This window comes from Rugamonas sp. (assembly GCF_025354735.1).
Lineage (GTDB): Bacteria > Pseudomonadota > Gammaproteobacteria > Burkholderiales > Burkholderiaceae_D > Rugamonas.
Genome location: NZ_JANXMI010000267.1, coordinates 1 through 9,708, shown reverse-complemented (window position 1 = coordinate 9,708; position 9,708 = coordinate 1). Strand labels below are relative to the sequence as shown.

At 65.0% G+C, this 9,708-nt stretch carries 8 protein-coding genes; 7 read left to right on the top strand and 1 reads right to left on the bottom strand.

The genetic code is table 11. The annotated features are described in order from the left end of the window. From Q0S71_RS21630 to Q0S71_RS21605, 6 genes are all read left to right on the top strand, one after another. A partial coding sequence (locus tag Q0S71_RS21630) for a carbohydrate porin (protein ID WP_296000268.1) occupies positions 1-156 on the top strand: 156 nt, incomplete at its 5' end. A 142-nt stretch (positions 157-298) separates the two neighbouring features. Beyond that, positions 299-1,552 carry an ABC transporter substrate-binding protein gene (locus tag Q0S71_RS21625; RefSeq protein ID WP_296000265.1) on the top strand — a complete coding sequence of 418 codons (1,254 nt, stop codon included), beginning with the start codon at positions 299-301 and terminating at the stop codon, positions 1,550-1,552. 212 nt (positions 1,553-1,764) lie between these two features. Further along, positions 1,765-2,718 carry a carbohydrate ABC transporter permease gene (locus Q0S71_RS21620; RefSeq protein ID WP_296000262.1) on the top strand — a complete coding sequence of 318 codons (954 nt, stop codon included), beginning with the start codon at positions 1,765-1,767 and terminating at the stop codon, positions 2,716-2,718. After that, a complete protein-coding gene (locus Q0S71_RS21615; protein WP_296000260.1) occupies positions 2,708-3,586 on the top strand; it encodes a carbohydrate ABC transporter permease in 879 nt (292 codons plus the stop codon). The genes Q0S71_RS21620 and Q0S71_RS21615 overlap by 11 nt, the downstream gene beginning before the upstream one ends. A gap of 49 nt (positions 3,587-3,635) precedes the next feature. After that, positions 3,636-4,781 (top strand): ABC transporter ATP-binding protein, encoded by a 1,146-nt coding sequence (locus Q0S71_RS21610; protein ID WP_296000258.1) that lies wholly within the window; start codon positions 3,636-3,638, stop codon positions 4,779-4,781. 275 nt (positions 4,782-5,056) lie between these two features. Then, positions 5,057-6,784, top strand: coding sequence for a methyl-accepting chemotaxis protein (locus Q0S71_RS21605; protein ID WP_296000255.1), 1,728 nt, complete (start codon positions 5,057-5,059; stop codon positions 6,782-6,784). Positions 6,785-6,808: 24 nt separating this feature from the next. Here Q0S71_RS21605 and Q0S71_RS21600 read toward each other — a convergent pair whose 3' ends face one another. After that, positions 6,809-7,459: a DUF29 domain-containing protein gene (locus Q0S71_RS21600; RefSeq protein WP_296000252.1), complete on the bottom strand. Its 651-nt coding sequence runs from the start codon at positions 7,457-7,459 to the stop codon at positions 6,809-6,811. A 149-nt stretch (positions 7,460-7,608) separates the two neighbouring features. Here Q0S71_RS21600 and Q0S71_RS21595 point away from each other — a divergent pair, with 149 nt between their 5' ends. Then, positions 7,609-9,402, top strand: coding sequence for a bifunctional diguanylate cyclase/phosphodiesterase (locus Q0S71_RS21595; RefSeq protein ID WP_296000249.1), 1,794 nt, complete (start codon positions 7,609-7,611; stop codon positions 9,400-9,402). Positions 9,403-9,708 lie beyond the last annotated feature (306 nt).

Here is a 9,708-nt window from a genome sequence, read left to right as displayed (position 1 = left end):
TACTGGTCGCGTCCTGAGTTGCGCTTCTACGTCACCTACGGCAAGTGGAATGGCGCGGCGACCCCGCTGGTCAACGCCAGCAACAACTCCGGCGCCGTCTACGGCAATGGAACGAGCGGCACTTCCGCCGGCCTGCAACTGGAAGCCTGGTGGTAAATTGATGCCAGCGCGGCGCCCGTCCCACCGGACCGGCGCCGCGCTTGCGATGACGCCGGGAAGTCAGTCCGGCGCATCAAAGCGGCGCTCACAGAGCGCTTGCTGAGTGAGACCCAACCATATCGAAACTGGAGACTCAAACATGAAATTGAAATTTCTGAATGCAGCACTGATCGTATCCGGCCTGATCGCTGCCGTGCCTGCCGTGCAAGCCGCACCGCAAGTCGAAGTGCTGCACTACTGGACCTCGGGCGGCGAAGCCAAGTCCATCGCCGAACTGAAAAAAATGATGGAAGCGAAGGGCGTGGTCTGGAAAGACTTCGCCGTCGCTGGTGGCGCTGGCGAAAACGCCACCACCGCGCTGAAAGCGCGCGTCATCGCCGGTTCGCCTCCGACGGCCGCCCAGATCAAGGGTCCGTCGATCCAGGAATGGGGCGCTGAAGGCGTGCTGGCCAACATCGACGCCGCCGCCACCGAAGGCAAGTGGGACACCCTGCTACAACCGGTGGTGTCGAACGTGATGAAGTACAAAGGCCATTACGTCGCCGTGCCGGTCAATGTCCACCGCGTCAACTGGCTGTGGATCAACCCTGAAGTGCTGAGCAAAGCCGGCGCCAAGGTGCCGACCAACTTCGCCGAATTCTTCGACGCCGCCGACAAGATCAAAAAAGCCGGCCTGATCGCCGTTGCCCACGGTGGCCAGCCTTGGCAGGACACCACCGTGTTCGAGTCCGTGGTGCTGGGCGTCGGCGGCGCCAAGTTCTACGACAAAGCCCTGGTGAAACTGGACCCGGCTTCGCTGACCAGCCCGACCATGATCAAGTCCTTTGAAACGCTGGCCAAGATCAAGACCTACATCGACAAGGATTCGGCCGGCCGCGACTGGAACCTGGCGACCGCCATGGTCATCAACGGCAAGGCCGGCATGCAGTTCATGGGCGACTGGGCCAAGGGCGAATTCACCGCCGCCGGCAAAGTAGCGGGCAAGGATTTCCTGTGCGTGCCTGCACCGGACACCGAGAAATCGTTCACGTTCAATATCGATTCGCTGGCCATGTTCAAGGTCAAGAATCCTGAAGAACAAAAAGCCCAGCTGACCCTGGCGACGGCCGTGATGAGCCCCGAGTTCCAGGAAGTGTTCAACCTGAACAAGGGTTCCATCCCGGTCCGCGCCGGCATCTCACGCGCCAAGTTCGATTCCTGCGCCACCCGTTCGATGGACGATTTCGCCGCCTCCGGCAAAGCCGGTGCGCTGGAGCCGTCGCTGGCCCACGGCATGGCGGTCGATTCGGCTAAAGCCGGCGCCATCCAGGACGTGATCGCCAAGTTCATGAACTCGACGATGACGCCGCAGGCGGCCGTGGACGCGCTGGCCAAGGCAGCAAAAACCAAGTAATCGCAGTCCTGGCAGCACCCGGTATCACCCTGGCGGCGCGGTTACTCGCGCCGCCTTATTTTATGCGTCGGACCATGTTATAAATGATGCAGCAAATGCGCGCCCGCCGCGGCTCCGGCCCAGGCGGCGCGCGCACCGGAGGACAGCGACCGCCGGCGGCGCGAATGCGCACGCGGCGTTATAATTCCTGTCCTCTCGTTTTGGAGAATTGCATGTCAGCCACACCCGTTTCCCCGCCTGCGCCGGGCGCCGTCAAGGCCCCGCGCATTCCGGTCCAAAGCAGCCGCCTGGCCGCGCTGGCCGATGTCTGGCTGCCGCGCCTGGTGCTCTCGCCCACCGTGATCGCCTCCCTGATTTTCGTCTACGGCTTCATCTTCCTGACCGCCTATCTGTCGCTGACCGATTCGCACATGATGCCGAACTTTGAATACACCGGCTTCGGCCAGTACACCGAGCTGTTCGGCATCGACCGCTGGTGGGTCGCCGCCGCCAACCTCGGCATCTTCGGCGGCCTGTTCATCGTGTTCTGCCTGGCCATCGGCCTGACCATGGCCATTTTGCTGGACCAGCAAATCCGCCAGGAGGGCGCGCTGCGCGCCATCTACCTGTATCCGATGGCGCTGTCGTTCATCGTCACGGGCGCGGCCTGGAAGTGGATCTTGAACCCGGGCCTGGGCCTGGAAAAGATGATGCACGACTGGGGCTACAGCAATTTCAGCTTCGACTGGCTGGTCAATTCCGACATGTCGATCTACACCGTGGTCATCGCCGGTGTGTGGCAGTCGTCGGGTTTCGTGATGGCCCTGTTCCTGGCCGGCTTGCGCGGCGTCGACGACGCCATCATCAAGGCCGCCATGGTCGATGGCGCCAGCCTGCCGATGATATACCGCCGCATCGTGATCCCCTCGCTGCGTCCGGTCTTTTTCAGCGTGCTGCTGGTGCTGGCCCACATCGCCATCAAGAGTTTCGACTTGGTGATGGCGCTGACGGCGGGCGGCCCCGGCACCTCCTCGGACGTGCCGGCGATCTTTATGTACCAGTTTTCCTTCACCCGCGGCCAGCTCGGCCTCGGCGCGGCCTCGGCCATGATGATGCTGGCCACCGTGCTGGCGGTGCTGGTGCCGCTGATGTATATGGAAACGAAAGGAGCGCGCAATGGACGCTAACATCAACGCCAAGAACACCGGCCTGAGCGCCGGCCGCTTCGCCATCTACGCGCTGCTGGTGCTGGTGGCCCTGTACTACCTGGCGCCGCTGTACGTGATGCTGACGACGTCGGTCAAGACGCTGGACCAGATCCGCGAGGGCAATCTGCTGGACTTCCCCACCCACCCGACGATGGCGGCCTGGGGCAAGGCCTGGAGCACGGCCTGCACCGGCGTGACCTGCGGCGGCCTGCAACCGTACTTCTGGAACTCGGTGCGCATGGTGGTGCCGGCGGTGCTCATTTCCAGCTTCATCGGTTCGCTCAACGGCTACGTGCTGGCGCACTGGCGCTTCCGCGGTTCGACCGTGCTGTTCACGGCCATGATGGTGGGCTGCTTCATTCCCTTCCAGGTGGTGATCCTGCCGATGGCGCGCCTGCTGGGCCTGGCCGGCCTGTCGAACACGACGACCGGCCTGGTGTGCGTGCACATCGTCTACGGCATCGCGTTCACCACCCTGTTCTTCCGCAACTACTACGTGTCGGTGCCGGAAGAGCTGGTCAACGCGGCGCGCATCGACGGCGCCGGCTTCTTCACCATCTACCGCCGCATCATCTTCCCGCTGTCGCTGCCCATCTTCATGGTCTGCTTCATCTGGCAGTTCACCCAGATCTGGAACGACTTCCTGTTCGGCGTGGTGTTCGGCGGTTCGGACGCGCAACCGGTGACGGTGGCGCTGAACAACCTGGTCAACACCTCGACCGGCGTGACCGAGTACAACGTCAACATGGCGGCCGCCATCATCGCCGCGCTGCCGACCCTGGTGCTCTACATGGTCGCCGGCAAATACTTCGTGCGCGGCCTGACGGCCGGCGCAGTCAAGGGCTAAAACACATCGGCGCCGGCCTGATGCCGGCGCCCTACTGGAGTAACACTGTATGGCAAGCTTAACGATTCGCAATGTGCGCAAGGTCTACCCGAACGGCGCCGAAATTTTAAAAGGCATCAACCTCGACATCGAGGACGGCCAGTTCATCATCCTCGTCGGCGGCTCCGGTTGCGGCAAGTCCACGCTGCTGAACATGATCGCCGGCCTGGAAACCATCTCCGAGGGCGAGATCATGATCGGCGACCGCGTCGTCAACGACATTCCGCCCAAGTCGCGCGACATCGCCATGGTGTTCCAGTCCTACGCGCTGTACCCGACCATGACGGTGCGCGAAAACATTTCCTTCGGCCTCGGCATCCGCAAGGTGCCGAAGGACGAGCAAAAGAAGATCGTCGACCGCGTCGCCGAGACGCTGCAAATGACCCACCTGCTCGACCGCAAGCCGGCCATGCTGTCGGGCGGCCAGCGCCAGCGCGTGGCCATGGGCCGCGCCATCGCGCGCGACCCGTCGCTGTTCCTGTTCGATGAACCGCTGTCGAACCTGGACGCCAAGCTGCGCGTGGAAGTGCGCGCCGAAATCAAGCTGCTGCACCAGCGCCTGGGCGCCACCATCGTCTACGTCACCCACGACCAGATCGAGGCCATGACGCTGGGCGACCGCATCGCCGTCATGCGCGACGGCATCGTGCAACAGTACGGCAGCCCGCAGGACATTTACGACCGTCCCGACAATCTGTACGTGGCCGGCTTCATCGGTTCGCCGTCGATGAATTTCCTGCGCGGCAAACTGGTGCAGGACGGCGAGTGCGTCGCCTTCGCGCTCGAGCACAAGGGCAAGGTCACGATGCTGCCGGTGCCGAACGACATCGGCGTCCAGCCGCGCCACCTGAACCAGGAAGTCATCCTCGGCATCCGTCCCGAACACGTGACCGACGCCGACAGCGCCCAGCGCGCAGTGACGCCGGAAGGCTACCATCCGACGCCGGTCGATTGCAGCATCGAGATGACGGAGCCGACCGGTCCCGACACGCTGGTCTTCGCCTGGCTCAACGGCGTGCGCGCCACCTGCCGCACGCACCCGCGCGCCGGCGCCGTGGCCGGCCAGCCGATCAAGCTGGCGTTCGACCTGTCGAAGGCCGTGTTCTTCGATCCGGCCACCGAGCGCCGCATCGACCTCAGCGCGCCCGCCGCCTAACACCGTCACACGGCGGGGCACCATGCTTTGCGCCCCGCCCGCCCCTTGCCGTTCCCCCTCCCGCCATCGCCCGATGGCGGGTCATCCTCCCCCAGCGCCGCCGCGTCTCCCCACGGGACCGCATGGCCGACCGCAGCACCCCGCCTTACCCCGTCCCTGCCGATGGCGCCCTGCCAGTTCTTCCCGCCCCACCACGTCTGGCGTCCAGAGGCCGGATCCCGCACCGCATCCACCACCAATGAAGCTGGCGTTAGTCCGGCACATGGAGACACACAATGAAACTGAACGATATCAAGATAGGCTACCGCCTGATGCTGGGCTTCGGCCTGATGCTGATCCTGATGGCCGGCATCACGGCCATCGCCGCGCTGTCGTCGCAGGCCACGCGCGCCCACCTGACGCATAGCGTCGACAACATCAACGCCAAGTCGGCGCTGGTGGCGGCGATGCGGCAAAACCTGTTCCGCCAGGGTCTGGCCGCGCGCAACATCGGCGCCATCACCGACCTCAATCTGATGCAGGCCGAGATGGCCAAGATCGGCGTCGAGCAGCAGCGCTACCGCGACAACGAGGCCAGGCTGACGGCCATCGCGCTCAGCGCCGAGGAGCTGGCCCTCGTCGCCGACATGCGCGGCTACGAGAAAGACAGCCTGCCCTTCATCAAGGAGGCCCAGGATTACGTGACCGGCTTCAACGCCGGCCAAGCCCTGAAGGTGCTGACGACGCAGGTGGCGCCCCTGCAAGATAAATGGCTGGGCGCGATCGACCGCATGGTCGGCTTGCAGAACAAGGACTTGCAGGACAGCCTGCTGCGATTTCGCGACGAGGGCTTGCGCGCGACCGGCGTCATGGTCTCGATCTGCGCCGTGGCGATGACGCTGGCGCTGGGCGTGGCCTGGCGCTTGAGCCGCAGCATCACGCAGCCGCTGCACCGCGCGCTGGACCTGGCGCGGCGCGTGTCGGCCGGCGACCTGAGCGAGAACGTGGCCTCGCCCGGCAAGGATGAAACGGGCCAGTTGCTGGCCGCGCTGCACGACATGACGGACAGTTTGATACGCACCGTCGGCGCCGTGCGCGGCAGCACCGCCATCATCACCGTGGCCTCGCGCGAGATCGCCGCCGGCAACGCCGACCTGTCGTCGCGCACCGAGTCCCAGGCCAGCGCGCTGGAACAGACGGCCGGCTCGATGGAGCAGCTGACCGAGACCGTGCGCCAGAACGCCGAGCACGCGCGCCAGGCCAACGGGCTGGCGATGTCGGCGTCGGCGGTGGCGGCGCAGGGCGGGCAGATCGTCAGCGACGTGGTCGGGACCATGGGCTCGATCAAGGCCAGCTCGTACAAGATCGTCGACATCATCGGCGTCATCGACGGCATCGCCTTCCAGACCAATATCCTGGCGCTGAACGCGGCGGTGGAGGCGGCGCGCGCCGGCGAGCAGGGGCGCGGCTTTGCCGTGGTCGCGTCCGAGGTGCGCAACCTGGCGCAGCGCTCGGCCGCCGCCGCCCGCGAAATCAAGGCGCTGATCGGCGACTCGGTCGACAAGGTCGACGCCGGCGGCAAGCTGGTCGACGCGGCCGGACTGACCATGGGGCAGATCGTGTCGTCGGTACAGCAGGTGGCCGACTACATGCGCGACATCACGGCCGCCACGCACGAACAGAGCGTGGGCATCGAGGAAGTCAACCAGGCCATCGGCCAGATGGATGAAATGACGCAGCAGAACGCGGCCCTGGTCGAACAAGCGGCGGCGGCGGCCGAGAGCATGCAGCAGCAGGCGCAGGTGCTGGCCGACGCGGTCAGCATCTTCAAGCTGGGCGATGGCGATGGCGATGGCGATGGTGCCGGTGCCGGTGCAGGCGCAGGCGATGGTGCCGGTGCAGGCGCAGGTGCCAACGCGGGCTCCGGCGCGGGTTCCAGAGCGGGCGCCGGCATCATCGCCGGCGTGGGCCGCTCGCGTGCGCGGCCAGCGCCGGCAGCCGCACGGCGACAGCTGCTGACTTAATCCTGCCGACTTAATCCTGCTGACTTAATCGGGCAGGAAGCCGTGGTCCATGACTTGTGTGATGGTCCACGGCAGTAGCGCCGGTAGCTCCTCACGATTCGTTTCCCCCAGCGTCCTGACGACCGCATCCCTGAACACCTCCGCCAGCCAATCCTGATCTTGCAACAACGGTTTCAGGCCGGGCGTTTTTTTCACAACATATTCAATGGCGCGGCGCTGCTCGCCGATGGTGCGACGCCAGCTGGCGTCTCGCCGCGCCGGCTGACATTTCCACTTCATCAAATGAGACAGCAACACGCTCAGCCGATGTCGCAACTCCCTCCTTTCGCTGCCGCCCACGTCTTCGATCTCCTCGATGATGTGCTCCACATCGATTTTTGAAAATTGGCCCGCGCGCAGCAGCGCGACCTGCTCATCAACCCAGGCGATCACGTCGGTGTCATATAGCGTGGTCATGGTGCGACTCATAGTGCTCACTCCCGCCGCCGGAACGGAATACGGCCGCTCAATGTTAGAGATCGCCGCGCCGGAAAAGTTCACGCGCGGCGACACAACATGCTCGATATGGCAACCATTCGCGCCGCGCGCGCGCAGCGATGCGGCGCCACAACAACAATCCGGCCCCGCGCGCGCCGAATCGCGCGCCGTCAGCCAACCGTGCGGCGCTTCCCGCATTTCGATGTTATGATTCCAAAAGCAATAAAAATTTCCGCAGCCCAATTTTCCGCTTCGGCAGTTCCTGACGTGCCCCACTCCCGCATCCCGTACGCCATCCGTACGCACCACGCCCGCGCCAGCGCGCGGGCGACCTTCCGGAGTTGACGATGCACGCTGCCCTGCCCCACAACGAATCGGACCGTCTGGCCGCGCTGCGCGCGCTGTGCCAGCTCGACACCCCGCCCGATCCCGAATTCGACCTCATCACCGAACTGGCCGCCAAGACCTTCAACGCGCCGCTGGCCGCGATCTCGCTGATCGACGCCGACCGCCAATGGTTCAAGTCGCGGGTCGGCATCGCCGTCAGCGAAACGCCGCGCGACGTCGCCTTCTGCGCCCACGCCATCCACATCGCCGAGCCGACCGTGGTGCTCGACGCCCGCACCGACGGCCGCTTCGCCGACAATCCGCTCGTCACCGGCGCGCCGCACATCCGCTTCTACGTCGGCGTCCCGCTGCGCAATCCGGCCGGCCTCGGACTGGGCACGCTGTGCATCATCGGCACCGAACCGCGCGCCGCGTTCACCGACGCCGAAGCGGCCGTGCTGCAATACCTGAGCGCGCTGGTGATGGCGCGGCTCGACACGCTGCGCACCATCGGCTACGTCGATTCGCTGACGCTGCTGCCCAACCGCACCCGTTTCGTGCAGGATTTGCAGGCCTGGATGGTGGACGCCGCCGCGCCGCCCGAGCAGCGCGCGGCCGTCGCCATCGACATTTGCGAGGCCGATTATTTCCATAGCATGGAGCGCGCCCTCGGCTGCGACTATGCCGAAGGCTATATCGTCGCCGCCAAGCAGCGCCTAGTCGCCGCGCTGCCGCACACCTCCTGGTACCGCATCGGCCCGACGCTGTTCGCCTGCGTGCGCGCGGTGCCCGAGCCGGACGATCTGGACGCCGTGTTCGACGAGCTGTGGCAGGCGACGGCGGCTCCCCTCGAACATCTGGGCATCCCGCACGCATCGGCGGCGTCGGCCGGCGCGGTGCGGCTGGACCACCGCGGCGACGCGGCCGACATCGTACGCGCGCTCATTAGCGCCGTCGATAGCGCGCGCCAGCAAGGCATAGGCCGCTGCACCTTCGAGCAGTGCGACGACGAGCGCCAGCGCCTGGCCTTCCGCCTGCTCACGGCGCTGCCGGCGGCGCTAGCGGCGAACGACCAACTGAGCTTGCACTACCAACCGCGCGTGGCGTTGGGCAGCGGCTTGTGCATCGGCGTCGAAGCGCTGCTGCGCTGGCAGCATCCAACCATGGGCAATGTGGCGCCGGCCGATTTCATCGCGCTGGCCGAGAAGACGGCGCTGATGTGGCGCGTCACGCAGTGGGTGCTGAACGCCGGCTTCGAGCAGGCGGCCAAGTGGCAAAAGCTGGGCTACCGTTTCAGCGTGTCGCTCAATATCTCGGCCCACGATCTCGATCACGCCGACTTCGCCGACATGCTCGAAACGCTGCTGGCCAAGCACGCCTTGCAGACGGCGCTGATCGAACTCGAATTCACCGAGAGCGCCATGAGCTTGCGCCCGGAGCGCCTGCACGAGCAGTTGCAGCAGATCCGCGCGCTCGGCTTCCAGCTGTCGATCGACGATTTCGGCACCGGCTACAGCAACCTGACGTATCTGAAGCGGCTGCCGGCCACCGTCATCAAGATCGACCAATCGTTTGTCCGCAACGTGCTGGCCGACGACAAGGACGCCACCATCGTGCGCGCCATCATCGCGCTGGGCCATGAACTGGGCTACATGGTGGTAGCCGAAGGCATCGAATCGCAGGCCGTGCACGACCAGGTACGGCTGTGGGGCTGCGACGAGGGCCAGGGCTACCACATCGCGCGGCCGATGCCGGTGGCGCTGCTGGAAGCGTGGCTGCTGTGGCCCATCGGTACGCGCATTGCCGCCAGCTAGGCCGACGGCGAATGGTCGAGCCCGGTGGACAGGGAGCCGGTACGTGGTGTTATAAAAGACATACTTGCAAATCAGCGTGGTGGGTCGACAGTCTGATCTGTCGATTTTACATCTTTCAATAATATTCAAGGTCTTGCCTCATCAGGTGTAAAGCTATCATCTTGCTTAAGGGCACCTCTAGAAACCTATCCTGCCGTTCGCAGGTTCGGTAAAATTCTGGCATCAGCCCGCGACCAATGAATACCACAATGATGAAGCCCCGGATCAGCCTGTTTGCCGAACATGAACGCGAAGACCGTCGTACCA

What these genes read in the sequence shown, in the direction of transcription:
- Q0S71_RS21625 (WP_296000265.1), top strand. Translation starts at nt 299, where the DNA reads ATGAAATTGAAATTTCTGAATGCAGCACTGATCGTATCCGGCCTGATC.
- Q0S71_RS21620 (WP_296000262.1), top strand. Translation starts at nt 1,765, where the DNA reads ATGTCAGCCACACCCGTTTCCCCGCCTGCGCCGGGCGCCGTCAAGGCC.
- Q0S71_RS21615 (WP_296000260.1), top strand. Translation starts at nt 2,708, where the DNA reads ATGGACGCTAACATCAACGCCAAGAACACCGGCCTGAGCGCCGGCCGC.
- Q0S71_RS21610 (WP_296000258.1), top strand. Translation starts at nt 3,636, where the DNA reads ATGGCAAGCTTAACGATTCGCAATGTGCGCAAGGTCTACCCGAACGGC.
- Q0S71_RS21605 (WP_296000255.1), top strand. Translation starts at nt 5,057, where the DNA reads ATGAAACTGAACGATATCAAGATAGGCTACCGCCTGATGCTGGGCTTC.
- Q0S71_RS21600 (WP_296000252.1), bottom strand. Translation starts at nt 7,459, where the DNA reads ATGCGGGAAGCGCCGCACGGTTGGCTGACGGCGCGCGATTCGGCGCGC.
- Q0S71_RS21595 (WP_296000249.1), top strand. Translation starts at nt 7,609, where the DNA reads ATGCACGCTGCCCTGCCCCACAACGAATCGGACCGTCTGGCCGCGCTG.